General features: G+C 34.6%; 23 protein-coding genes and 1 riboswitch. Of the genes, 3 read left to right on the forward strand and 20 right to left on the reverse strand.

Annotation, left to right across the window (positions count from 1 at the left end; genetic code table 11):
- Positions 1 to 15: 15 nt before the first annotated feature.
- From BC952_RS00200 to BC952_RS00260, 14 genes are all read right to left on the reverse strand, one after another.
- Entirely contained in the window at positions 16 to 618 is a 603-nt protein-coding gene (locus BC952_RS00200) for a precorrin-2 dehydrogenase/sirohydrochlorin ferrochelatase family protein (RefSeq protein WP_121364887.1), read from the reverse strand.
- A gap of 53 nt (positions 619 to 671) precedes the next feature.
- On the reverse strand, positions 672 to 1445 hold the full coding sequence (gene cobA / locus BC952_RS00205; RefSeq protein ID WP_121363720.1) for a uroporphyrinogen-III C-methyltransferase: 774 nt from the start codon (positions 1443 to 1445) through the stop codon (positions 672 to 674).
- Positions 1438 to 3528: a nitrite/sulfite reductase gene (locus tag BC952_RS00210; RefSeq protein ID WP_121363721.1), complete on the reverse strand. Its 2091-nt coding sequence runs from the start codon at positions 3526 to 3528 to the stop codon at positions 1438 to 1440. Before BC952_RS00210 ends, cobA begins: the two co-directional genes overlap by 8 nt.
- A 29-nt stretch (positions 3529 to 3557) precedes the next feature.
- On the reverse strand, positions 3558 to 4802 hold the full coding sequence (locus tag BC952_RS00215; protein ID WP_121363722.1) for a sulfate adenylyltransferase subunit 1: 1245 nt from the start codon (positions 4800 to 4802) through the stop codon (positions 3558 to 3560).
- Between the two features lie 96 nt (positions 4803 to 4898).
- Positions 4899 to 5798 carry a sulfate adenylyltransferase subunit CysD gene (gene cysD / locus BC952_RS00220; RefSeq protein ID WP_121363723.1) on the reverse strand — a complete coding sequence of 300 codons (900 nt, stop codon included), beginning with the start codon at positions 5796 to 5798 and terminating at the stop codon, positions 4899 to 4901.
- 81 nt (positions 5799 to 5879) lie between these two features.
- Complete coding sequence (locus tag BC952_RS00225) at positions 5880 to 6581, reverse strand: phosphoadenylyl-sulfate reductase (RefSeq protein ID WP_121363724.1); 702 nt, start codon at positions 6579 to 6581, stop codon at positions 5880 to 5882.
- A 15-nt stretch (positions 6582 to 6596) separates the two neighbouring features.
- Positions 6597 to 7499 carry a sulfite exporter TauE/SafE family protein gene (locus BC952_RS00230; protein WP_121363726.1) on the reverse strand — a complete coding sequence of 301 codons (903 nt, stop codon included), beginning with the start codon at positions 7497 to 7499 and terminating at the stop codon, positions 6597 to 6599.
- A 114-nt stretch (positions 7500 to 7613) separates the two neighbouring features.
- Positions 7614 to 8024 carry an RrF2 family transcriptional regulator gene (locus tag BC952_RS00235; RefSeq protein ID WP_121363727.1) on the reverse strand — a complete coding sequence of 137 codons (411 nt, stop codon included), beginning with the start codon at positions 8022 to 8024 and terminating at the stop codon, positions 7614 to 7616.
- Between the two features lie 199 nt (positions 8025 to 8223).
- The gene (locus tag BC952_RS00240; protein WP_121363729.1) at positions 8224 to 9396 is read right to left on the reverse strand and encodes a trans-sulfuration enzyme family protein; all 1173 of its coding nucleotides are present in this window, start codon (positions 9394 to 9396) and stop codon (positions 8224 to 8226) included.
- A 66-nt stretch (positions 9397 to 9462) separates the two neighbouring features.
- Entirely contained in the window at positions 9463 to 9888 is a 426-nt protein-coding gene (locus BC952_RS00245; RefSeq protein ID WP_091173227.1) for an OsmC family protein, read from the reverse strand.
- A gap of 80 nt (positions 9889 to 9968) precedes the next feature.
- Positions 9969 to 10325: a hypothetical protein gene (locus BC952_RS00250; protein ID WP_121363731.1), complete on the reverse strand. Its 357-nt coding sequence runs from the start codon at positions 10323 to 10325 to the stop codon at positions 9969 to 9971.
- 52 nt (positions 10326 to 10377) lie between these two features.
- On the reverse strand, positions 10378 to 12792 hold the full coding sequence (gene thrA, locus BC952_RS00255) for a bifunctional aspartate kinase/homoserine dehydrogenase I (RefSeq protein ID WP_244200070.1): 2415 nt from the start codon (positions 12790 to 12792) through the stop codon (positions 10378 to 10380).
- 18 nt (positions 12793 to 12810) lie between these two features.
- The gene (locus BC952_RS14970; RefSeq protein ID WP_244200071.1) at positions 12811 to 13773 is read right to left on the reverse strand and encodes an alpha/beta fold hydrolase; all 963 of its coding nucleotides are present in this window, start codon (positions 13771 to 13773) and stop codon (positions 12811 to 12813) included.
- Positions 13774 to 13851: 78 nt separating this feature from the next.
- A riboswitch (SAM riboswitch) is annotated at positions 13852 to 13959 on the reverse strand.
- Positions 13960 to 14191: 232 nt separating this feature from the next.
- Positions 14192 to 14401, reverse strand: a complete 210-nt coding sequence (locus tag BC952_RS00260; RefSeq protein ID WP_113637747.1) for a hypothetical protein — start codon at positions 14399 to 14401, stop codon at positions 14192 to 14194.
- A 752-nt stretch (positions 14402 to 15153) separates the two neighbouring features.
- Between BC952_RS00260 and metK the strand changes: the two genes are divergently transcribed.
- Complete coding sequence (gene metK, locus BC952_RS00265) at positions 15154 to 16404, forward strand: methionine adenosyltransferase (RefSeq protein WP_121363732.1); 1251 nt, start codon at positions 15154 to 15156, stop codon at positions 16402 to 16404.
- Between the two features lie 196 nt (positions 16405 to 16600).
- Here metK and BC952_RS00270 read toward each other — a convergent pair whose 3' ends face one another.
- The 3 genes from BC952_RS00270 to BC952_RS00280 are packed head-to-tail and all read right to left on the reverse strand — an operon-like array spanning position 16601 to position 21089.
- The gene (locus tag BC952_RS00270) at positions 16601 to 19303 is read right to left on the reverse strand and encodes a carboxypeptidase-like regulatory domain-containing protein (protein ID WP_121363734.1); all 2703 of its coding nucleotides are present in this window, start codon (positions 19301 to 19303) and stop codon (positions 16601 to 16603) included.
- A gap of 37 nt (positions 19304 to 19340) precedes the next feature.
- Positions 19341 to 20180 carry a GLPGLI family protein gene (locus BC952_RS00275; RefSeq protein WP_121363735.1) on the reverse strand — a complete coding sequence of 280 codons (840 nt, stop codon included), beginning with the start codon at positions 20178 to 20180 and terminating at the stop codon, positions 19341 to 19343.
- Between the two features lie 21 nt (positions 20181 to 20201).
- Positions 20202 to 21089 carry a GLPGLI family protein gene (locus BC952_RS00280; protein WP_121363737.1) on the reverse strand — a complete coding sequence of 296 codons (888 nt, stop codon included), beginning with the start codon at positions 21087 to 21089 and terminating at the stop codon, positions 20202 to 20204.
- A 114-nt stretch (positions 21090 to 21203) separates the two neighbouring features.
- On the opposite strand from BC952_RS00280, the gene BC952_RS00285 reads away from it, so the two are divergent.
- On the forward strand, positions 21204 to 21995 hold the full coding sequence (locus tag BC952_RS00285; RefSeq protein WP_121363738.1) for a hypothetical protein: 792 nt from the start codon (positions 21204 to 21206) through the stop codon (positions 21993 to 21995).
- On the forward strand, positions 21995 to 22609 hold the full coding sequence (locus BC952_RS00290) for a deoxynucleoside kinase (RefSeq protein WP_121363739.1): 615 nt from the start codon (positions 21995 to 21997) through the stop codon (positions 22607 to 22609). Before BC952_RS00285 ends, BC952_RS00290 begins: the two co-directional genes overlap by 1 nt.
- Positions 22610 to 22722: 113 nt before the next feature.
- Here BC952_RS00290 and BC952_RS00295 read toward each other — a convergent pair whose 3' ends face one another.
- From BC952_RS00295 to BC952_RS00305, 3 genes are all read right to left on the reverse strand, one after another.
- A complete protein-coding gene (locus BC952_RS00295; RefSeq protein ID WP_121363741.1) occupies positions 22723 to 25182 on the reverse strand; it encodes a sodium-translocating pyrophosphatase in 2460 nt (819 codons plus the stop codon).
- Between the two features lie 111 nt (positions 25183 to 25293).
- On the reverse strand, positions 25294 to 25824 hold the full coding sequence (locus BC952_RS00300) for an inorganic diphosphatase (RefSeq protein ID WP_113637499.1): 531 nt from the start codon (positions 25822 to 25824) through the stop codon (positions 25294 to 25296).
- A 108-nt stretch (positions 25825 to 25932) separates the two neighbouring features.
- The gene (locus BC952_RS00305) at positions 25933 to 26535 is read right to left on the reverse strand and encodes a DNA-3-methyladenine glycosylase family protein (RefSeq protein WP_121363742.1); all 603 of its coding nucleotides are present in this window, start codon (positions 26533 to 26535) and stop codon (positions 25933 to 25935) included.
- Positions 26536 to 26613: the final 78 nt, after the last annotated feature.

The following is a 26613-nucleotide window of genomic DNA, read 5'->3' on the forward strand; positions in this document are numbered from 1 at the left end:
TCTTTGTTCTTAATGCTATTCTCTTGGTTCTTTATTCTTCAACGACTCGGTGATTTCATTCATCTTCTGCACTTTTTCTTCAAAATTCCCTTTTAGAGTTTTGCGATATTCATTTAGATTTTCAACCATTTTATTAATATCGTCCGGAATGATTTCTTCAAAAAACTCCCGTAATCTTTTGGCAGTTGTTGGTGATTTTCCATTGGTTGAAATTGCGATTTTTACATTTCCTTTGGTCACAATTCCGCCCAAATAATAATCACATAATGGCGGTGTATCAGCAATATTGCAAATCAAATATCTTTTTCTGGATAAATCATAAATCCTTTTATTCACTTTCAAATCATCCGTACAAGCAATAACCATGTGGCGTTTACGAAGCATCCATCGATTGAATTTTCTATACGTTAATTGTACCGAAGGATGTTTTGCAGCTAAGCTTTCCAGTTCTGGTAAAAACCTCGGCGCCACCACCTCAACATTTGCGTTTGGACTCGATTTCAACATAAAAGATAACTTTTCTAAACCCACATTTCCTCCGCCAACAATAAGTACGTTGAGGTTGTGTAATTTTAAAAATATTGGATATAATTCGTTCCTCTCCCCAGCCCTCTCCAAAGGAAAGGGAGTTGAGTCTTGATTATTGGAATATGCTTTATTTTGTTCCACAATTATTTTAATTCTTTGGCAATAAAATCTTCGTAAAATCCTTTCAATTTATTACTTTCTTTTACTACTTCTCCAATGACAATTATGGCAGGTGAACTTAATTTATGCTCCGTCACAACTTGTTGAATTGTATTAATTGTTCCAACACCAATTTTCTCCTGAGCAGTAGTTCCGTTTTGAATAATCGCAGCAGGAATTTCGCCTTTAGATTCTTTTTGGAATAAATCAATAATCTGAGACAGTTTGCTCATTCCCATCAAAATCACAACAGTTGCCGATGATTGCGCTGCTAAAGCCACATCATTTGACAATTTTCTATCAGACGTTGTACCTGTAATTACCCAAAAACTTTCCGAAACACCTCTTTTGGTCAACGAAATCCCTTGATAAGCAGGAACAGCAATCGACGATGAGATTCCAGGCACTACAAATGTAGGTATCCCAAAACTTTCTACAAAGTCTATTTCCTCACCCCCACGACCAAAAATAAACGGATCACCGCCTTTTAACCGAACCACATGTCCGTAGGTAAGCGCGTTATCTACAATTAATTGGTTGATTTGGTCTTGCGTGTATTCATGACAGCCTTTTCTTTTTCCAACGAATATTTTAATTGCTTTTTTAGGAGCATAACTTAAAATTTCTTCGTTTGCCAAAGCGTCATACAAAATCACATTGGCCTCAGCTAGTGCCTTTGCACCTTTGATTGTCAGTAAATCCGGATCACCTGGACCCGCACCCACTAGCGTTACTATTGGTTGTATCTTTTTAAGCATCGGCTAAGTCTTTTTCTCTGTACGATTCAATTGCTTCAAAAAAGACAATTGCATCTTGAATGTATTTTTGTGCAAATTCAGCAGAAGGTTCATTCTGATTGATTTGGTATACTAAATCTCTTAATGTTGACTTCAATTGAATGATATTCGTTGCTACGAAAACTGTATCAAACAAATCGATAATTCCAGCTTGGTGATTTGTTTTTTGGTTTTCAGCCAATAATAATGCTTTGGCTCCATTTACGAATCCTGCGTATGCCAAATAAATTGCATCAGCCCATTTTGCATCATCAAAAGCTTCCTGTGCGAAAGTTAATTTATCTTTGGCTTCCAATAATAAGGTAGCCACTAAATCAATAACAACACCAGCGCATTCTCCAACTCCAACCGCTTTTACGTAGTTATCAGCATTTCCCCAATCTACAAAATCAGCTTCGGTAAGATTAGTCAAATCGGCTAATGGTTTCAAAAATTCGTAGAAATATTTTTCGCCTTTGGCATCATAATAATTCAAGAATGATTGCCCGTTTCCATTTGCTTCAAAATCATTTAAAATGAAACGCAAAGCATCAGGTCCTCTTCTACTAGGAATTTTGATTACTTTATCCGAAAATCTTCCGTTTCCATTTCCTAAATTTCCTCCGCCTAATAACACTTGTAATGCTGGTGCCACTAATTTCCCTGAATTGATAGACATTCCTTGGAAACCAATTTCAGCCATATTGTGTTGTCCACAAGCATTCATACAACCACTGATTTTAATCGTGATTTCTTGATTGTTGCTGTATTGTGGATATTCAGTTTCTAAAACTCTTTCCAGTTCTACTGCGATTCCGGTGCTGCTTGCAATTCCTAAATTACACGTATCTGTTCCCGGACAAGCTGTAATATCTGAAATGGTATTGTAACCAAGAGCGACAAAATCTAATTTGGCTAATTCTTGGTAGAAAAAAGGTAAATTTTCTTCTTTTACGTGACGAATTAATATGTCTTGTCTCAAAGAAAAACGCAATTCATTAGCCGCATAATTTTTAATCAAATCAGCCAATAATCTCGCTTTATCAGTATAAAAATCGCCTAATAAAACTTTGATTCCAATCGCTACATAACCCGCTTGTTTTTGCGCAATTACATTTGATTTCTTCCAAGCTTCGAAAGCTGCCGTGTCTTCGATTACTACTTTTGGAGCTTCCAATAAAGGTGCTGGAATTTCAGCATCAAAAGCTGTTGTATCTATTTCAACTGTTTCGTGAGACAACGCTTTTTTCTCTTCATCCACCAATTTTAAAAATTCATCTCTACCAATATCTTTGATTAGGAATTTCATACGCGCTTTCAAACGTTTCGCTCTTTCGCCATAGCGGTCAAAAATTCTCAAAACGCCTTCAGTTGTTGGTATAATTTGGTTTACCGGAATAAACTCCGATAATAATTCGGCATGACTTGGTTGAGAACCTAATCCTCCACCTAACATTACTTTAAAACCTCTTTCGCCATTTACAATTTTTGGAATAAATCCTAAATCATGCAAATAACTCAATCCTGTATCTTTATCTGAAGATGAAAATGACATTTTGAATTTACGTCCCATTTCCTGACAAACCGGATTTCTCAAGAAAAACTGAAACATAGCATGCGCGTATGGCGACACATCAAAAGGTTCTTCTGAATCAATTCCTGCTGTTTCGCTCGCCGTAATATTTCTTACGGTGTTTCCACAAGCTTCACGAAGTGTAACATCATCTTTTTCTAATTCAGCCCAAAGTTGTGGTGTTCTGTCCAAACTCACATAGTGAATTTGGATATCCTGACGTGTTGTAATGTGCAAACGTCCGGTTGAATATTCATCAGAAACTTTAGTAATACGCAACAATTGTTCGCTGGTCACTTTACCAAAAGGCAATTTGATACGAATCATTTGTACGCCTTCCTGACGCTGACCGTACACTCCTCTCGCCAAACGAAGGCTGCGGAAACGTTCATCATCTATTTTTCCGTCACGGAATAAAGCAATTTTTCTTTCTAAATCGATAATGTCTTTTTGGACAATCGGGTTTTCTATTTCGGTTCTAAAACTTTCCATCTGTGTGTTGTTTTTGGCAAAAGTTAGATTTAGTTTATAAATCCAACTCCAGCAGTTGTGTTGGTTGCAGCATCAATTAATATAAAAGCGCCGTTTGATTTGTTGTCATTATAGGCATCAAAATACAAAGCTTTGCTTAATTTAATATTTACTTCGCCTATTTCATTTATAGCCAATTGAGTCGCTGGTGTAACTCCAGAATAATCGGTTGCGATTACGTTTTTCACGCTTTCAATTTTTGCCAAAACTCTGTTGGTATTGTGTTGTACCAAATATTTTGTGCCAGCAACTAACTTTTTGCTATCCATCCAGCAAATCGTTGTATTGATGTCTTTTTCAATTTTAGGCAACTCATCCGATTTTACAATCATGTCGCCTCTTGTTACATTGATATCATTTTCCAGTTCCAAAGTAATCGAAGAACCTGCAGTCGCTTCATCAAATTGCTGATCAAAAAAGTGAATATTAGTCACTTTAGATTCTGTCAAAGAAGGAAGAACCGTTACCGCATCACCCACTTTGATATTGTTTCCGTATAATTTTCCGGCATATCCTCTAAAATCATGATACTCTTCCGTTTTTGGTCTGATAACTGTTTGAACCGGGAAACGTGCTTTTCCTGTTTCAAAAACATCTTCTGGCTCTAAAGCTTCTAAATGTTCCAAAACTGTTTGTCCAGTGTACCAAGGCATATTCTCTGATTTATCAGCAACATTCCCTCCATTGATAGCACTCAACGGAATGTAGCTTACGTTTTGCTCTTTGAATGAACTTTTGCTGTTCAACGCTTGAAAATCAGCTTTGATTTTATTGTAGACTTCTTCCGAATAATCAACTAAATCCATTTTGTTTACCGCAACAATTACCTCTTTTACTCTCAATAAATTATTGATAAAAAAGTGTCTGTACGTTTGCTCAATAACGCCTTTACGAGCATCAATCAAAATAATTGAAACTTGTGAAGTCGAAGCTCCCGTAACCATGTTACGTGTATATTCTACGTGACCCGGAGTATCGGCAATGATGTAACTTTTCTTGGCTGTCGAAAAATAAATATGCGCCACATCAATCGTAATTCCTTGTTCTCTCTCAGCAACCAAACCATCGGTAGCTAATGAAAAATCTAAGTAATCGTATCCTTTTTGTTTGCTACTTTTTTCTATTGCTTCAATCTTATCTGTAGTCAATGATTTTGTGTCGTACAATAATCTCCCGATTAAGGTACTCTTTCCGTCATCTACACTTCCTGCTGTTGCTATTTTTAAAACTTCCATTTTATATTTGGTTTAAAGTTTAAGGTTCAAAGTTGTTTAACTTCGTTACTTAAATCTTTTAATTTTTAAATCCTTAAATCTTTCAATCGCTATTTTCTAAAAGTATCCTTGTTGTTTTCTTTTCTCCATTGCAGCTTCAGAACGTTTGTCGTCAATTCTGGCTCCTCTTTCTGAAATAGTCGAAGATCTTATTTCGCCTACAACTTCCTGAATTGTTGCTGCGTAAGAATCAACGGCTGCCGTACAACTCATATCTCCAACAGTTCTAAAACGAACAATTCGTTCTTCAATTTCTTCATCCTCTTCTTGGTACACAAATGGAGAATGTGACCAAATCATACCGTCTCTCAAGAATACTTTACGTTTATGTGAAAAGTAAATCGATGGAATTTCGATTTGCTCTTGCTCAATATAACTCCAAACATCAAGCTCTGTCCAGTTCGAAATTGGGAAAACACGAACGTTTTGACCATTTTCAATTTTTCCGTTCAAAATATCAAACAATTCCGGACGTTGGTTTTTCTCATCCCATTGACCAAAATCATCACGAACAGAGAAAATACGTTCTTTTGCTCTTGCCTTTTCTTCATCACGACGCGCACCACCAATACAAGCATCAAATTTGAATTCTTCGATTGCATCCAAAAGTGTAATCGTTTGTAAACTGTTTCTGCTAGAATATTTCCCTGATTCTTCAACTACTTTACCTTCGTCAATAGCATCCTGAACATTACGAACAATTAATTCTAATCCTAATTCAGTAACCAATCTATCTCTAAATTCAATTGTTTCCGGAAAGTTATGTCCCGTGTCTACATGCAACAATGGAAAAGGAATTTTTGCAGGAAAAAATGCTTTTTGCGCTAAACGCACCAATGTAATCGAATCTTTTCCACCAGAAAAAAGCAATACCGGTTTGTCAAATTGAGAAATTACTTCTCTAAAAATGTATATCGCTTCGCTTTCTAAAGCGTTTGTTTTTAATATTGAACTCATTTTTTTAATTTAAAGATTTAAATGATTGAAAAATTTAAAGATTCCAACAATCATTTATAATTTATAATTCATAATTTAAAATTACTTCTGGTGCAATCCACATTCCTTGTGACTAGATTCCCACCACCATCTGCCTGCTCGGATATCTTCTCCAGGAACAATTGCTCTGGTACAAGGTGCGCAACCTATGCTGAAGAAACCTTGTTTGTGTAAGGCATTTTGTGGTACACTGTTATCGTCTAAATATTTCTGAACCTCTTCTAAAGTCCATTTTAATAAAGGATTGAATTTTATAATATCGAATTTTTCATCGTATTCAAAAAGGTCTAAATCATTTCTATTTTCTGATTGTTCGGCTCTCAAACCGGTAATCCAAATCGCATTTCCTTTTAAAGCTTTAGTCAAAGGCGCTACTTTTCGAATGAAACAACATTCTTTTCTATTCTCTACTGATTCATAAAAGCTATTTGGGCCTTTTTGATTTAACAACTCTTCAACTGCACTTGTTTCCGGAAAATAAGTTTTAATATCTATTTGATACTTTTTTAAAGTCTTATGAAAAACATCATAAGTCTCTTGAAATAACCTTCCGGTATCTAAAGTAAAAATGGTAATAGGTAAATTATTTTTTCCAATTAAAGCAGTAATCACTTGGTCTTCCTGTCCAAAAGAAGTAGAAAAAACTACTTTGCCTTTAAATTCATCAGTCAAAAAAGTAAGCGTTTCCTCGATAGATAATCTTCTTGTTTTGTCTAATAAAGTGTTTGTTATCGCTATGCTCATAATTTCGTTTCTCTTTTATAATAATTTAGACAGTGTTTTTAAACTTAAAACAATAATTAAAACGCCTACCAAAATCATCATAGGCTTTCTCTTTATTCTATTGACTAAAATTGCGGCAATTGGAGCAGCAATCACACCACCCAAAATCAACCCTATAATCACTTGCCATCCTTGTATTCCTCCAAAAAGCATAAATGTTACACCACTTGCAAAAGCTACCGCAAACTCCGCTGCATTGACAGAACCAATAGTATATCTTGGATTTCTGCCTCGTCCTAATAAGGTCGAAGTCACAATTGGGCCCCAGCCACCACCACCAACAGCATCCATAAAACCTCCAAAAGAAGCTAAAATATTCAGTCGCTTGGTTTTCTTTTTAATGATGTTTTTCTGCATTGCTTTTCTGATGATTATAATTGCCAGCCCTATCATGTATACCGCAATAAAAGGCTTTATCGCATTCCCATCAATTACATCCGACAATAAATAAGCACCCGCAATAGAACCTAAAACACCCGGAATCAATAGATGTCTCACTAGTTTTTTATTGATGTTCCCAAAGCGATGATGAGAAATAGCCGAAGCTCCTGTTGTAAACATTTCAGCAACATGAACTCCTGTACTGCTTATCGCTGGTGGAATTCCATACGCTAATAAAAAAGAAGTAGAAGTTGCTCCATACCCCATTCCTAAAGTTCCGTCTACTAATTGTGCAAAAACACCAATACAGAAAAAGATTAAAAATTCCTGATTAAAGCCTGCTATTAGGCCATTCCAAGAAAATTCAGCATGATGATTGTAAACCAATGTAGAAATTAATCCTACTAGTAAAACAACGGGAATAATAACCCACAAGCGTTCTTTAAAAGTAGTTTCCGATTTTTCATTTATCGTAATGGTTTTCAATTCTTTACTCATACTTTTTTTAATTCAATTTTTTTAACTTAAATCTATTACCCTATCGGAATAGTAGATTACTTTGCAAAAGTAAAACTTTTAACTTAACTACAAAATTTATTTTGTGATTATTCTTTAAAAGGCAATGTCAGCCAAGGTGTTACTTTCTAAGATTTTAAGTGTATTATCGCGCACCTCAATCATCAGTTTCCGAACCGCACAAGTAGCTTCATTTGAACAGTCCAAACAAGGCTCGTAAAAATTATGACTGGCACAAGGAAGTAATGCAATTGGCCCTTCGAGAATGCGATACACATGAGCCATATTGATGTCTTTGGGATCTTTTATCAAATAATATCCTCCACCTTTTCCTTTTTTGGCACCCAAAAAACCAGAATGGCGCAGTAATAATAAAATACTTTCTAAAAACTTGATCGAAATATTCTCGCTCTTGGCTATCTCTGCTATTTGAACAGGAGAATTGTCTTTTTGGCGCGCCAAAAAAGTAAGAGCTTTTATTCCGTATTTTGTTTTTTTAGACAGCATTTAAAAAGATATAAGATTGAAGATTAACGATTTTTGATTTCAGATTTTACAAAATCAGAAATCTATTTGTCTTTTATTGTAGCAACAAAAATATACTTTTTGAATGAAAAATGGTGAAAGGAGATTAACGATTATTGTTAGATTGGAAATCTGCTCCCGAAACTTCAGGACAAAATCGTTAATCCCAAATCAAAAATCATTAAGACAACGCCTGCTCTAAATCGGCAATTACATCTTTAACGGTTTCCAGTCCTACTGAAACACGCACTAAACCATCGGTAATACTGACTGCCAAACGCTCATCAACTGATAACTTACTATGCGTAGTTGACGCTGGATGCGTAACAATAGTTCTGGTATCGCCCAAATTTGGTGATAAAGAACATAATTTTATTTTGTCTAAAAACGCCCTTCCTGCCTCAAGACCACCTTTTATTTCAAAAGCTACAATATTTCCGCCCAACTTCATTTGCTTTTGAGCAATTTCGTATTGTGGATGCGATTTCAAAAAAGGATATTTCACTTTATTTACATGCGGATGATTTTCTAAAAACTCCGCTACTTTCAAGGCATTTTCACAATGTCTGTCTAAACGAATCGCTAATGTCTCTAAACTTTTAGACAATACCCAAGCATTAAAAGGCGATAAAGAAGGTCCTGTCAATCGAGAAAACAAATAGATTTTCTGAATCAATTCTGCATCGCCAACTGTTATTCCGCCTAAAACTCTCCCTTGCCCGTCCATTAGTTTTGTAGCTGAATGCACTACTAAATGTGCACCCCATTTTATCGGTTGCTGTAAATAAGGCGTTGCAAAGCAGTTGTCAATGACCAAAATCAAATTATGTTTTTTGGCAATATTCCCAAGCAATTCCAAATCGATAATATCAACCGCTGGATTGGTAGGTGATTCAGCAAAAAGAATCTTAGTATCGGGCGTAATCAAACCTTCAATGGTTTCCGGCTTGTTAATATCAAAATAGGAAGTTTCGATATTCCATTTTGGAAAATAATTAATGAACAACGAATGTGTGGCTCCAAAAACACTGCTCGAAGAAACGATATGATCTCCAGATTTCAATAAAGCTGCCAAGGTTGAATACACCGCAGCCATTCCGGATGCAAAGGCAAAACCAGCTGCAGCACCTTCCATAGCACAAACTTTATCAACAAATTCGTTGGTGTTTGGGTTGCTATAACGGCTGTAAATATTCCTGTCTTTTTCTTCGGCAAAAGAAGCACGCATATCTTCGGCATCTTCAAATACAAAACTTGACGTTAAGTACAAAGGCACTGAATGCTCTAAATATTGTGTTCTTTCTAGTTGGTTGCGTATGGCTTGGGTTTCAAAACCAAATTCTTGATCGTTCATTTTTTTATCGTTTAAGGTTTAAGGCTTAAAGTTGTTGGAACATTAAATCCAGACACTTTGCTTAAACTACAATGGTTTATTATTCAAAACTACTTTGTAATGTATAGTTGCTGTTGGCTCTAATGTTTTAGAAACCGAACAGTATTTTTCGAAAGAAAGTTGTGCGGCTCTGGCTGCTTTTTCTTCATTTATTGGCCCTTCCAAGTAAAACACAATGTGGATATCCTTGAAAGGTTTCGCTTCTCCAACTTGTACACGTTCTCCTTCTACCTCAGCTTTGAAAGAGGTGATTTCCTGACGTTGTTTTTTCAAAATTGAAATCATATCAATGGCACTACAACCCGCAACACCCATTAATACTAATTCCATTGGACTTGCGCCCATATCATTTCCACCAAATTCTGGTCGGCTATCTACGTTAACTATATGTCCTCTTTCGTTTTTTAATTCAAAATGGAAATTGTCGTTTACTCTGTTTAATGTTATTTTCATATTATTCCCCTCCCCAACCCTCCCCGAAGGGAAGGGAGCCAAGACTGGAGGCAGTCCCTTTTTTTTAAATTTATATTTTATTACAACACGAATAGAAAAAGTAATATTGAAATAAGCCAGAACATACTATTGAAACAACCGTCTAAAAATAGTGCTCTATCCATTGTCCAGTAAGTATCAACACTGTTTCTTTTATATTTTAAGTAAAATGATTTGCTTAAAACATAATATGCAAACTGCGTCATCATTGGTGCAAATAATGAATTAATAGCAGTGTTTTTTCCAAAACCAATCAACACACTTATTGAAGCAATTAAAAACAATATTACATTTAAAATTAATAGTTTAAAAAACCATTCTTTATTATCTAATTTACTTTTATCAAACAAGAATATCAATGACACATTCATTCCAATTATAATAAAAATGACATTCATATCAATTTCTTTTTCTTATTGATTACTCCAAACTGATCACTGAACACTATTTTTACCCTTTATCCGATAACCTTAAAATATCTCCAAAAACGCCTCTCGCTGTCACTGCTGATCCTGCGCCTGCGCCTTGAATCACGATTGGTCGGTCTCCATAAGACTCTGTGTAAATTTCGAAGAAAGAATCTGAACCTTTTAATCCGCCCAGCGCCGTATCAGATGGTACCGAAACTAATTTCACTTCCAGATTTCCTTTATCATTTTGCAAATCACCTGACAATTCGCCTATGTATCGCAATACGCGATTTGGCTTTTGGTCGGCTTTTATTTTAGCATAAATCGGGTCAAACTCCGTCAATTTATTCAAGAAATCAGAAACATCTCCTTCACGTAAATGTTCTGGAATCAAATTTTGAATATCAATTTCTTCAAATTCATTTTGCAAGTCTAATTCTCTAGCCAAAATCAATAATTTCCTACCTACATCATTCCCGCACAAGTCCTCTCTTGGATCCGGCTCAGTATATCCGTTTTCGATGGCTTCTTTCAATATTTCGCTGAAAGGAGCGTCTTTTGCAGAAAAATTATTGAACAAATAACTCAATGTCCCAGAGAAAACACCCTTAATCTTAGTAATATTTTCTCCAGAAAGATGCAATAATTTAATCGTATCAATCAATGGTAATCCCGCTCCAACATTCGTTTCATAAAGATAACTCTTTTGATTATCTGCTAGCACTTTTCGTAATTTTTTATAAAAACTATAACTTAATGTATTCGCTACTTTATTCGATGAAATCAAATCAAAGCTACTTTCTGCTAGAGGAATATAATTTTCAACAAATGTGGCACTTGCCGTGTTATCAATCGCAATCAAATTCTCTAAATGATGCTCATTTGCGTACGCAATTACATCATCAATAGTATAAGAGAATCCATTGTTTTGAATTTCATTTTTCCAATTTGGAGTAACCCCATTTTTATTTAAAAGCACATTACTGGAATTAGCAATCGCAAAAACATTCAGTTTGATGTCCTTTCTTTTTTCGATGGTTGCTGCTGATTCTAATATTTGGTTAATCAACGTTCCTCCCACTAATCCATGTCCGAAAATAGCAATATTAATTTTCTTTGAAACTCCAAAAATCTCTCCGTGAATCACGTTTAAGGCTTTGTTCAGTTGCGATTTTTTTACCACTAAACTCACATTTTTACCTGTAACCGTATTATTGAAAAGAATCGGGACAATTTTATTTTTTATCAACGCCGTATAAGGCTTGTGAAACGTACTCAAATCCTGACCAATGATAGAAATCACCGAAACATCATCGGTCACCGTGATTTTATTCACATCTTTAGAATAGAAATCATTTTCGAATTCTTTCTCTAATTCAATCATGGCTTTTGTCGCTTTATCAGCAGCTACGACTAAACCAATTCCTCTCTCTGAAGATCCTTGAGAAATGATACTCACACTAATATCATTATCACCCATCACTCTGAAAATACGGGCATCAACGCCAGTTTTACCAAGCAATCCCCTTCCTTCCAGATTCACTAACGAAACATTTTCAAGTACCGAAAGTGTTTTAATTCCTTCCTTATTAGAATTAGAAGTAATTAATGTTCCTTTATTTTCGTGGTTGAATGTGTTCAAAATACGAAGCGGAATATTTTTTTCCAATAAAGGAATTATCGTTTTGGCATGAAGAATCGTCGCACCAAAATTGGCTATTTCATTGGCTTCGTTAAACGACAAATGATCGATTTTTTTTGCATCAAGCACTAAGTCCGGATTAGCGGTATAAATTCCGTCTACGTGTGTGTAATTCTGTAATTCGTCTGCATTTAAGTAGTTCGCTATCAACGAAGCGGTATAATTACTGCCGTTTCTTCCTAAAGTAGTCGTGTCATTATTATTATTAGAACCGATGAAACCTGTAATAATATTCACGGCTGGTCCGTTATTCTGCTTAAAATAATTGATGACGTTTTTCTTCGAAATTTGTTCCAAAGGTTGCGCATCACCAAATTTCGAATCAGTTTTAATCAATTCCCGAGTATCTGCAAAGCGAGCATTTATTCCATTTTCAACGAGAATAGCTGTCAGTAATTTTGCCGAAAGCAACTCGCCTTTAGATAAAACCTGGTCTTTAATTTTATTGCTGTAATCACCAATTAGACTTACGCCTTCAAATAATTTCTCCAAAACATTGAACTCCTCAGACAAATCTACGTTCTCATATTCATCTTGCTGGTATTTTTTAAAATCTTCAAAAAGCAGTTTATAATCATTATTAGTAGCCGCAACCTTTAAAATTTCTTCTAGTTCATCTGTGGCATTCCCTCTTGCTGAAACTACAATGGCAATTTCCTCTCCTTGATTTACTTTATCGGTTATAATCGCAACAACCTTATTTATTCCGTCGCCATTCGATAAAGATTTACCTCCAAATTTTAATATTTTCATTGTGTTGTGTTTTTTGGCTTAGAATATATCCTGAAGCAAATTGTGTAATTGTTTGTATTCTATCAAAAAAGCATCGTGTCCATGAATGGAAACAATTTCCTGATAGCTAACCTTATTTTTATATCTTTTTAATTCCTCGTAGGTTGCTTTATTTTCATTTGCCGTAAAAAACAAGTCTGAATTGATTCCGATAATGTGAATATCAGCTTCAATTCGAGATGTTATTTCTTGAAACGAAGCGCTGTTTCTCGTAACATCTATCGTCTTCAATAGTTGATTCATCATTTTGTACGATGAAATTTGAAAACGTTTCTGCAATTTTTCGCCATGATGCAGCAACCAACTTTCCACATTAAAAACAGCCAATTCTTCATTCGTAGTTCGCTGAAATTTGGCAGTAAAAGATTCCGGAGTTCTATAGCAAAGCATAGCATGAGTTCGGGCATCTTCAATAGGTTTTGAAGAATTTTTTAAAATTTGTTCCTGCAAAAAACAGTTTGCAATTAACCAGTCTGTAGATTTCCAATCGGTTGCAATGGGAATTAAATGTTGTGTGATTTTTGGTTCTAAAGCGACCATTTCCCATGCAATTCCACCGCCTACAGAACCACCAATAATGGCGTATAGTTTTTTAATTTCAAGAAGCTGAATTCCTTCAATAAAAATTCTGGCAATATCTCTGGCATTAAAATCTGAATAATTTTCGATGCTAAAACCATCAAATCCATTTCCGGGAACATTAAACGCGAGAATTGTATATTTTGTAACATCTATAGTTTTATGTTCTCCAATTAGATCATTCCACCAACCATTTTCGCCCACAACTTGGGAGTTTCCAGTCAATGCATGATTTACCAAAACGATTGGCGCGGTATGCAATTCAGGTCCAAAAACTTGAAAACTTAAGTTTAAGACAGCATAAAAAGCGCCACTTTCGGTGGTGAAATTTTGTAATGTGATAGATGTTGGTTTATTTTCCAATTTCAAATCTTTTATGATTTTTGACCTGTGTTTGGAAATATTAGAAAGAAAGCTAGGAGTTATCTAGACAAATTCTTAGTGTTATCTTTCCACGTTTGGCGTGGTAGAATGCAGCACCTTCTTCGATAAATCGAAGGGTTGCTAAGGCTTCATCGGGTCTAATCCCTCTGCCTTTCTTTATAACATTTCAATACGTTTGTGAACTTATAATTGCAAATTAAGGACTATTTTTTGTAACAACCAAATTTTTATGCGCAATCGATTTCTTTGTATGGTTCAAATAAAAACCTGAAAACAATAAACATACAAATGTTATTTTGACGAAGCATTACAAACTAATTACAGTTCTTACCTCGTCAAAACAACAATTTTAAATATCCTTTTGAGAATCTCAAAACCGAAAAAAAATTCGGATTTATTAAATAAAAAGTGCTTCATTCTCTTGAGAATACATTAAAAAAAGTAATGAATTTGGCACTATTTTTTGTGCCAAAGCATCGTTTTTTGAAATTTCAAATCTAGGATGAATCAATTCGTTTTTTGAATCATTCTCCTTTTGTTTTTTATTCCTGTTATTAATCCTCTCTAATAACTGGAATGTTTTTGGGAAATACTTAGTTGTGCTCATAATTTTTAGGTGTTAAGTTTTTAATTCATTGTTGGTTTCATTCGCATTATGTTTTTTAAAAATAAAATATAATCTTAAAACAAAAAACCCTTTTAGATACGTATCCAAAAGGGTTTTAAGTTGTTTGTAAACTTATACTTTTGGAATCAACAGACGTAAATACACATAATGGCCTTGGCAGCGATCATCTTATTGACAGTTGAATTATTTGTAAACTGGAATTTTAGGTTATTCATTTATATTTTTTATTTCTATACTATTATTTCTGTTGCATTCAAAAAAAAGCTTCCCGTTATCTGGGAAGCTTTTGCTATATAATTTTAATTTAAAAATTATGCAATAAACGACCCTCAGGAGTTGTCCTGCGCGACCTTAAACATATTACAAATATTAAATTTCATTTTTTACCTTTTTTTAAAAATCAAATTTCCAAATTATTTTTTAAATATCCAAATAAGTTTCAAAAATATTTATCAAAATCCTATTAGAATTATTCTTGGCTATCAACAGAACCTGAAAAAAGATTTATCCGCAAAAAAAAGTTAAGATTAATTTGCAATTCAAAATGGTTTCATACATTTGCATCCGAATACAAGAGGAAAAATTTGAACTGATTGCAACCTCTTCATAATGAAATCAATTCATTATGGATACTGAAAATTTTTCAGTAGAAAAAATGCTAAAGCAGGAACCCTCCTTTAGTCCTTTTCAGCAATTATTTTTTCTCGCTTAATTTAAAAATAATAACTATTATGGCCTATTTATTTACGTCAGAATCTGTAAGCGAAGGACACCCAGACAAAATTGCAGATCAAATTTCAGACGCATTAATTGATAATTTTTTGGCATTTGATGCTGATTCAAAAGTAGCTTGCGAAACTTTAGTAACTACTGGCCAGGTAATTTTGGCTGGTGAAGTAAAATCAAATACTTATTTAGATGTACAACAAATCGCTCGTGAAGTAATCAGAAAAATTGGTTACACGAAAAGTGAATACATGTTTGAAGCCAATTCTTGTGGAATCCTTTCTGCTATTCACGAACAATCTGCTGACATTAATCAGGGTGTTGACAGAAAAAATCCTGAAGAGCAAGGCGCTGGTGACCAAGGAATGATGTTTGGTTACGCTACTAATGAAACAGATAATTATATGCCATTGGCACTTGATTTATCTCATAAATTATTACAGGAATTAGCCATTTTAAGACGTGAAAATAACGAAATTACGTATTTGCGTCCTGATGCTAAATCTCAAGTAACTTTAGAATATAGCGATGATAATAAGCCAACTCGTATTGATGCTATTGTAATCTCGACACAACATGATGATTTTGACGAAGAAGCTACAATGCTTGCAAAAATCAAAAAAGACATAGTTGAAATTTTGATTCCAAGGATTATTGCAAAAAATCCAACGCATGCCCATTTATTCAATGATGCTATCCAATACCATATTAACCCAACCGGAAAATTCGTAATTGGTGGACCACATGGAGATACTGGATTGACAGGAAGAAAAATCATTGTGGATACTTACGGTGGAAAAGGTGCTCACGGTGGTGGTGCATTCTCTGGAAAAGATCCAAGTAAAGTAGATAGAAGTGCGGCTTATGCTACACGTCACATTGCTAAAAACTTAGTTGCAGCTGGTGTTGCTGACGAGATTTTAGTTCAGGTTTCGTATGCAATTGGTGTTGCTGAACCAATGGGTATTTTTATCGATACGTACGGTACTTCAAAAGTGAATTTGACCAATGGTGAAATTGCTAAAAAAGTAGAAGCTATTTTTGATATGCGTCCGTACTTTATCGAGCAACGTTTGAAATTAAGAAATCCAATCTATAGTGAAACTGCTGCTTACGGGCACATGGGACGTACTCCAGAAACAGTTACTAAAACTTTTTCTGCTCCAGGTGGAAACGAAAAAACAGTTACTGTTGAATTGTTTACTTGGGAAAAATTAGATTTCGTAGACCAAGTTAAAACTGCTTTTGGATTGTAATCATCTAAAAAATATATCTAAAACCCGCAATTCAATTGGATTGCGGGTTTTTTTTTAGCCTTGATGGAATGGAAATCATTTGCTGAAGAAACATTCATTTTTTCTTATAAAAAAGAGCGACCAACGGAAGCTCCTTTATTTATTTAGAAAAACAATCTTTTTCAGGAAAGATTGAAATGTACAGCAGAAATAGCTCCTACAAATTATACTTTAAAGAAAAAATTACATACCGTGGCTGAACGGTATATTGTGAGGTTCTGGTTGCAAACTGACTGAAGTTATCGTCATTTAATGAGGTTGTGTTCAATAAATTTGTTCCGCTTACTTTATATTCTAACTTGCTGCCTTTCTTTTGATAAATCAAACTGGCGGTTAAGAAATCATATTCATTATTGACCGTTCTAGTGTTATTATAATAATGATAAAACTCATATTCAGCAACAAAAGAAAAACTCTTTAAAAAGAAATAATCCAGTCTCGCAAAAGGCTTTTCTGTGTAAAAAGTAGCATTATTATAATCGTTGGTTACAATATTATATCCCAACTCTAAATTAGGCATGTTTTTATAATTCGTGGATGCTTTCAAAGTATAGTTTTGGGTAAAACTCTCGTTTGTTGACAGCACATTATTCTGGATGTTATTGAATTTAGACCAATTAAGAGAAACACCCAAAGAGGCTTTGTAATTTTTCAAAAAAGAACGTCCGTAAGAACCATTCCCTGACAGTGTTTCATCTGCAAAATCAGAATTAAATGGAGATGAAGTTTGATTGACTCCGTTGAAAACAGCACGGGTTTTTATGGCATCCACTCTTTTCGAATAGGTTGCAAAAGCCGTAATATTTTCAAAATTAAACATGTTGTATTTAAAGTAACGTAACGAATGTACTTGGGCTATCGCGTTTTCTAAAAGTCGATTTCCCTTGCTTAAACTGTTGTAATTGGAGAAAATAAATCCTTCGGCTAGTTGATTGATGTCCGTAAAATTATTGGTATACGAAAAATTATAGGTTAATGTTTCTGCTTTCTTGATTTGATAAATCGCTAAGAAATCAGGTAATGCTCGGAAGAAATTTTGGTTGTTACTGCTTCCTAATTGCTCGTTAGTCATGTTGTAACTATGCAAACTCACTCCTGGTGTAAACGTGAATTTTCCAGTCAAAATCTTATAATGCAATCCTAAAAACGTGTCGTTGAAATTGTAAGTTACATCATTTGTATTGGCACTATTAGTCAAATTATTAACTGTTTCATTATCCAAAATTTGGAAAATACCGGAATTGAAATTTTGATGTGAATAGGTATTTCCTAACGTCACATTGATATTGCTTTTTGGCGTTATCATGTAGTAATAATCCAATTTAGAATCTATTTTATTGGTTTTTACAAAACGACTTTGATTAATGTCATTTCTGTTTTGTCCCGAAACATATCCGGCCAAACTAAAAGGTTGAAATTTCAGGTTTGCATTGTAAAAAGGATCTTCCTCTTGGTACAAATGCTGCATTTCAAAAGCGAAAATATTCTTGTCGCTTTGCGTGAAATATAAACTCAAGTTTTGATTTATTGAAATTGGATCTTGATTTTTTTTCGTGTTAATATTTTCAAGTGTTCCGTTATTCCCCACAATAGATTCTCTTAATAAAGAATTGCTCTCGTCTTGCTTAGATAATTTAGTCAAAATATCATAATCAAATTGAAACCGCGCACTGGGTTTATAACTGGAGCTCAATTTGAATAATCCCAGATTACTTTTTTGGTTTGCCGTTTCCTGACGGTTCTCTGTCGAAAAAATTTCAGAGGAATTAGGCTGTAAAATATTTGTTTGTGACTTTGTTTCTAAATCCGTTAGCGAAGAAGAAAGAATTCCAAAACCACTTAAAGTCCATGCTTTATTCATATTGTAGGAGAAATTTGTAGCTCCAAATTTAGTTTCAATTTCCTTAGCTCGATTATTTCTAAGCAGTGAAATTCCTAAATCGTTTGAAGACACATTAAAACTGGAACCACCTTTTTGCATCATCCCGCGAAAACCACCTGTGAATTTAAAATAATCCTGAATTGTCAAAGGCAATTCGCCAATATTATTAAAATTTGTGATTAAATTAATGCTGTATTTTGGGCTGTAATAAAATAATTTCGGGTTTATCAAATACCGGCTTTCCTCGTGTGCTACTCCAATTCCAGCAGTCATATCTCCAAACCAGAAATTTTTCTTTCCTGATTTAAGTTTGATATTCATTGCAATATTATCCTGATTGTTCTCTACTCCTTTTAGGATCGAATTTTCGTTGTAATTGCGCAACACTTGGATTTTGTCAATGGCATCAGCTGGAATATTTTTGACTCCTAACTTCGTATCACCATCAAAAAAGTCTTTTCCTTCTACCATTAATTTAGTTACTCGTTTACCTTCAACTTCAATTTCACCGTCGGCGTTTACCTCAACTCCTGGTAATTTTTTCAGAATATCTTCTAGTTTTCTTTCTGTGCCGGATTTAAAAGAATCCGCATTATAAACAATGGTATCTCCTTTTATCGAAACTGGCATTTCACGAACAATTTCAACTCCGTCGAGTTCAATTCCCCCTTCTTCAAGCGCAATGTTTTTAATGCTATTTTCTGAAGTTGTAGTGATTTCCAACTCTTTATTCTGCATTCCCAAATAACTGATTTTGATATTATACGCTGTATTTGGCTTTAGATTAAGAAGAAATTTTCCTTTGTCATTTGTTATGGCATAGGCATCCATTGCCTTTGTAGCTTTATTTACCGCCATTACATTGGCCATTTCAAGACCTGCAGCTTTCGAATTGGTTATAAGACCTTCTAATTTAACGGATTGAGAAAAGGAAATTGAGGTAATAAAGAAAAATAAAAAAAGGTATTGGTTTTTCATTGACTTGGTTTATGAAATGAATTGATATTGTAAATGTTTAATTAGTTGTAGTAAAAATTATATTTCCATCCTTATCCTTTAAACTATCCATTTTTGCCTTTTGAGTTTTATCAAATTCCGCTTGAGTAACTATTTTTCCCGTATTAGGAACTTTTATTTTAGTTGTCTCTTTGTTACTCAATGTAACTTTAGAACAAAGAATAATCATATTTTCTTCGTTAATCTCTAGAATTAATCCTGGTAAGCCCCAATAGTTAATGGGCCCCAGACTAACTGGTATTTCAGGAGTATACCATGCAGTAATCACTCTGTCTTTAGGTTCTTCCATGGGAAAAAGACTGCTTTTCTTTTCTTGCTTTTTCAGAAAATCTTTGTAAGCTTGCTTTTGTTTTTCCGTAACCGGGACAACAACTTTAGCTTTATAACAAGAGTAATCCCCAATTTTTTTAGTTTCATTTACTAATTTCCAATTTAGCTTTTCAAGAGGCTCAACGATTAGAAATTCTTTGCCAAAAATCTCATCTTCTACAATTTTAGATTTATCCTTAAGGTTTAAGTATTTTTTTCCAGGACCTGAAAATTTAACACTAAAAGAAAGTCCATTATCGCCTACTTTTGGCTTCTCCAATTCTTCAATTTCCTCGTAAAGAGACTCTTGCTTATTAAAAGTTAAGATATACTTTTTCTCGGTTGCCTTTTTCATAGCTTCTTCAACCATAACTTTAAATGCAGCATCTTCATCTGACTTAATTTCTGACTCTCCTCCTTTCTTTTTCAAAATAGTTTTCGAAAAATACTCCGCTTTACCCTGAAATTCCTGGGCGCTTGCGGCAAGTACTGCCAACAAACAAAACAAAACAATTGTAATTTTTTTCATAATTTTTTATTTATACGTTAATTACCCTCCAATTCTCATTCTCATTCCTCCATTTCCACCTCGTCCTTGATTCATCTCTCTAAACTCTTCCATTTTTTTCAATACGATTTCGTCAAATTCTTTTTGAGATGTAACTTTTCCTTTCGATGACGCTTTTATTTCGGTTTTAACTTTTGGATTCAGAACCACTTTCGAACATAAAATAACAGTTTTACCGTCATTCACTTCTAGTATTAAACCCGGTAATCCCCAATAGTTTTCCGGCCCTTGACTCACCGGAATTTCCGGAGTATACCAAGCAGTAATTACCGTTTCTTTCGGCATATCCAGTTCATCTAGAATACTGGTTTTCTTGGCCGCATCCGCTGGCTTTGTTGTTGCATCATCTTTTTTAGGTCTGAAATTTCTAAAATCTGTTTTACTCGCAGGGCGTACAGCAGTTGCTTTGAAACAATTGTAACCACCAATAACTCTGGTTTCTCCTTCCATTTTCCATTGTAAATTAGGCAACGAATCTTTTACCAGAAACTCTTTGCCCATAAATTCTTTATCAACGGTATACGATTTCTCTTTTACATTTTTATAATACGTTCCACCACCCCCAGTCATAGACATCATCATTCGCATTCCACCACCACCTTGACCTGGAGCATCGAGTTTTTCTTCTTCTTTATATATTGATGCCGATTTATCAAAATTAAGGATAAATGTCTTTTCGAACATTTTCTTCATTCTTTCTTCGATCATTTTTTGCATGTCCGGAGTCATATCCTTATTGCCTTCCATTCTAGATTTAAAATCGGAAGTGCTGGTTCTTGATTCATACACCGCCATTCCTTGAAATTCCTGAGCTTGAAGTCCCATAAATGATAAGACTGCTAATACTAATGTGAAAATTACTTTGTACATACTATTGGATTTTGATAAATAAGAGTGAAAAATACTATTTTTGTTACAAGTATTCTGTTAAAATAATAATAAGACAATCAAAATTGTATAAGGTTTAATTGTAATTTCGCTTTCATGAAAAAAGTAATGCTATTGCTATTTATCGGTTCATTTTCAATAATGATTTCTCAAAACCTAAAGCAAAATACTGTTTTAATGGATTCCATACGTTTTGACGGTGATCAATTTCTGGGATATGATCCTTTTGGTTTTTATTACACCATAAAAAACAATGTCTTTTCTAAAGTTGGATCGCTGGACACAATAGAATACAAGAATATTTCTTTAGGTAAAATCACCAAAGTAGACTTACAAAACCCACTTAAAATCGTTTTGTTTTACGAAAACTTCAATACAGTTGTCATTCTGGATAATCAATTGAATGAAACTCAAAAAATCAATTTTTCAGAAAATGTGATTCCTATTGTTGCTTCAGCAGTTGGAATAGCTTCTCAAAATCAGCTTTGGATTTATAACAGCATGAATCAGCAACTGGGATTATATGATTATTTGAACACTATTTACAAAACTATTTCAGTTCCTTTTACGGAAAGTATTAAAAATTATTTTTCAGATTTTAATACATTTCATTGGATTGATAACAAAAACAATTGGTATGCCTGTGATATTTTTGGAAGAATTACTAACAACGGAAAAATCCCTGATTTTGAATCGATTGAAATTATAAATAAAAACCAGTTTATCTATTCTAAAAATGGGATTTTAATTTTTCAGGATTTGGAAAAAGACCAAAAAACGGAGATTAAAATTGCAGAAAAAAGCTTTAAAAAATTCTATTACAAAGACCAAATTTTATCTATTTTTACATCTGAAGGAATTACAAATTATAAAATCATAATACCGTAATGCACATAGCAATAGCAGGAAACATAGGCTCTGGAAAGACAACTTTGACACGATTACTAGCGAAACATTTCAAGTGGGAACCGCATTATGAAGACGTTGTCGACAATCCGTACCTAGATGATTTTTACCATCAAATGGAACGTTGGTCTTTTAATTTACAAATATATTTCTTGAACAGTCGTTTTCGTCAAGTGATGCAAATTCGCGAAAGCGGTAAAAAAATCATTCAGGACAGAACCATTTATGAGGATGCACACATTTTTGCGCCTAATTTATATGCAATGGGTTTGATGACCAATCGTGATTTCCAGAATTACTCTTCACTTTTTGAATTGATGGAATCCACAGTTAAAGCACCTGATTTATTGATCTATTTAAGAAGTTCAATCCCTAATTTAGTAGGGCAAATTCATAAGCGAGGTCGTGAATACGAAAACTCAATTTCTATTGAATATTTGAGTCGACTGAACGAAAGATACGAAGGTTGGATTCAAACCTACGACAAAGGAAAATTATTAATCATTGACGTTGACAAAATAAATTTTGTGGACAATCCAGAAGATTTAGGAAACATTTTTAACCGTATCGACGCGGAATTGAACGGGTTATTTTAGAATTCTCTCCCCAACCCTCTCCTTCGGAGAGGGAGTAGAAACTGGATATAAAAACACATATAAACATAAATGCCTCGCAATTGCGAGGCATTTATTATTTACAACACTTTTAATCATTTCAAAGAATCAATCTTAGTTTGAACTTCTTCGTCAGTTCCTTCGAAATTCTGAACAGTAACTTTTCCGTTAATATTTGTTTTAATGGTCGCTTTTACTTTTCCATCAACATTCATTTTTTCGATAGAAACTTCTTTAGACATCATATGATTTGGCATTGCTGCTGCAGTCATAAATTTACACGTTTTACTGTCACATCCTTTTGCCATACACTCTTCTTTAGACATTGAGGTACACATTTCAGTTGTAGCGCAACAGGCTGCTTTATCAGAAATTGTATGACTTCCGTTTCCTAAAATTGGGGCAATTACTAAACCTATCAAACACGTCAATTTAATTAAAATATTCATGGATGGCCCAGAAGTATCTTTGAACGGATCACCAACAGTATCTCCGGTAACCGCTGCTTTGTGCGCATCAGAACCTTTAAATGTCATTTCACCATTAATCATCACTCCTGCTTCAAAAGATTTTTTAGCGTTGTCCCAAGCACCACCTGCATTATTTTGAAAAACAGCCCAAAGCACTCCAGAAACGGTAACTCCAGCCATATAACCTCCTAACATTTCTGCAATTAATTGGTTGTTATCCGCATAAACTAATTTACCAAGTAAAACAATCGCAATTGGAAAACCAATAGTCAAAATTCCTGGTAACATCATTTCGCGCAAAGCGGCTTTGGTAGAAATATCGACACATTTTGCATATTCAGGTTTTCCGGTTCCTTCCATGATTCCTGGAATTTCCCTGAACTGGCGACGCACTTCATACACCATATCCATCGCGGCTTTCCCGACTGAATTCATCGCTAAAGCAGAGAAAACTACCGGTATCATTCCACCCACAAATAACATGGCTAAAACAGGCGCTTTGAAAATATTGATTCCGTCAATCCCCGTAAACGTTACATAAGCAGCGAATAAAGCCAGTGAGGTTAATGCCGCCGAAGCAATTGCAAATCCTTTCCCAGTTGCTGCAGTTGTATTCCCAACTGAATCCAAAATATCAGTTCTGGTACGCACTTCTTTTGGCAATTCGCTCATTTCAGCAATTCCACCAGCGTTATCCGATATTGGCCCGAAAGCATCGATTGCCAATTGCATTGCTGTTGTTGCCATCATTGCTGAAGCAGCCAAAGCCACACCATAAAATCCTGCTAATGCATACGAAGTCCAAATTGCTGCTGCAAATAAAAGTACAGTTGGAAACGTAGAAATCATTCCCGTAGCTAAACCTGCAATTACATTTGTTCCTGCTCCAGTTGAAGATTTTTGTACAATTGCCATAACTGGTTTTGTACCCAATCCTGTGTAATATTCTGTAACTGATGAAATAACGGCTCCAACCACTAATCCTACAATTGTAGCATAGAAAACACGCATCGATGAAATTTCTTTAGTACCCTCACCAAAGAAATCCATTTTCATCGTTTCTGGTAGCATATAATCAACTAAAAAATAACAGGCAATAAGGGTTAATCCTATAGAAAGCCAGTTTCCCCTATTTAACGCGCTTTGTACTTGTGCTTCTTTTGCATTATCATCTGTAATTTTTACAACCATCGTTCCGATAATAGAAAATAAAATTCCAAAACCGGCTATTGCCATTGGTAATAAAATAGGTCCAATTCCGCCAAAAGCATCTTGAATATTTCCGCCCATATCTTTGATTACATAATTCCCCAGAACCATAGCCGCCAAAACGGTTGCGACATAAGAACCAAACAAATCAGCACCCATTCCGGCAACATCTCCCACATTATCACCTACATTATCTGCAATTGTAGCTGGATTACGAGGGTCATCTTCGGGAATTCCTGCTTCAATTTTTCCCACCAAATCAGCACCAACATCGGCCGCTTTCGTATAAATTCCACCACCAACTCTGGCAAACAAAGCGATAGATTCTGCTCCAAGAGAAAATCCGGCTAATGTTTCCAATACAATGGTCATGTCTTCTGTTGAAGTCCAAACGCCATTCATAAAAAAGTGAAAGAAAAATATAAAGAAAGTGGTCAATCCTAAAACGGCCAAACCCGCAACTCCTAATCCCATTACGGTTCCACCACCAAAAGATACTTTAAGTGCTTGCGGCAAACTGGTCCGAGCGGCCTGCGTTGTTCTAACATTTGTTTTTGTTGCAATTTTCATTCCCATATTCCCCGCTAAAGCCGAGAAAAAAGCACCAAAAACAAAAGCAACTACTATTAATATATGTGTTGTAGGAACTAGAAATGAAATTCCTGCTAAAGCCACACTCGCTCCAATTACAAAGAAAGTCAATAACCTATATTCTGCTTTCAAAAAAGCCAAAGCTCCTTCGTAGATGTAATCCGAAATCTCTTTCATCTTACCGTCACCCGGATCTTGTTTTAAAACCCATGCACGTTTTGTAAACATAAATGCCAGTCCAATAAATGCCATGGCTATTGGCAAATAAATCATTATTGTATTCATAATTTTGGTTTGGTTTTTGGTTAATATTAATAGTGTAACAAAACGAATTTAAACAAAAAAGCAATACTCTTAACAGAATATTGCTTTTTTTGTAAAAATTATGATGTAAAATTATTTAATACTAAATAATCCTTCTGGTTTGTTTTCAATATCATTAAAACGCTTCGTACATTCTTTGATAATGGCATAAGCTTCATTTACATCGCCCCAACCACCAACATCTACTGTTTTGTTTTCAAGATCTTTATATACTTGAAAGAAATGTTCGATTTCTTTTAGTAAATGTGGATTCATATCAGACAAATCATTTAGAGAGTTCCAGATTGGATCTGAAACCGGCACACAAATCACTTTTTCATCCGGTCCTTTATCATCTGCCATGTGGAAAACACCGATAGGTTTTACTTCCATTACACATCCAGGAAAAGTTGGTTCGTTTACCAAAACCAAAACATCTAATGGATCTCCGTCTAATGCTAATGTTTCCGGAATAAATCCGTAATCAGCCGGGTACATCATCGAAGAGAATAACATTCTATCAAAACGCATTCTTTTTATTTCGAAATCATATTCGTATTTATTTCTACTTCCTCTTGGTATTTCGATTAAGACATCGAAAGTTGTTAATTTGTCTGCAGTCATTTTAGTTTTTTCTTATCTATATTTAATGGTTGCAAAAATAAGTAAAGTATCCCTTTTTACAATAAAAAATTCATGTTATCTCTTGATTAAATTTTAACATTGAGTACTTTAGTAAACCACTGTCCTATTTCGTTTCTTTAAATAATGATGCCATAAAAGATAGGTTGCGTAAGAACGATACGGACTCCATTGTTCAGCATGAATTTCCATGGCGTCTTTATCATGAATATCTAGTAATTCTTTTATGGTATTTATTACCGCAATATCTCCTAAAGGCAATAAATCCGGGGATTCCAGACAAAACATTAAGTAAATATCGATGGTCCAGTTTCCTATTCCTTTGATTTTTATGAGCTCTTCGCGTACTTGCTGAGCCGTTTTGGTTGGCAAACTTTCTAAATCTAACTCTTTATTTAATAGCGCTGTCGCCAAAGCTTTGATATAAGACGTTTTTTGTCGGCTTACGCCAAGATTCCTAAATTCCTCGTCAGATATTTGAAGAAGAACTTCGGGTGCTATGGCTTTTTGACTGGCTTTTATTTTTAAGAAAGTGGCTTTCGCCGAATCTATCGAAACTTGTTGTTCTAAAATCAACAATACCAATGTCTCAAAACCTTGTGGTCTTTTGGGAATTATTGGCATTCCGTATTGTTCAATAATTGACTTGAAAATAGTATCTTTTTCTAAAAGGTAGTCTATGGCTTCTTGCATAATCAGATATTTTTTTTTAGCCCAGATGGAAACGGCATCCTTTTTATAAGGCGATTTTTTTCGCCTTATAAAAAGATA

The sequence above is a fragment of the Flavobacterium limicola genome (genome assembly GCF_003634755.1).
Lineage (GTDB): Bacteria > Bacteroidota > Bacteroidia > Flavobacteriales > Flavobacteriaceae > Flavobacterium > Flavobacterium limicola.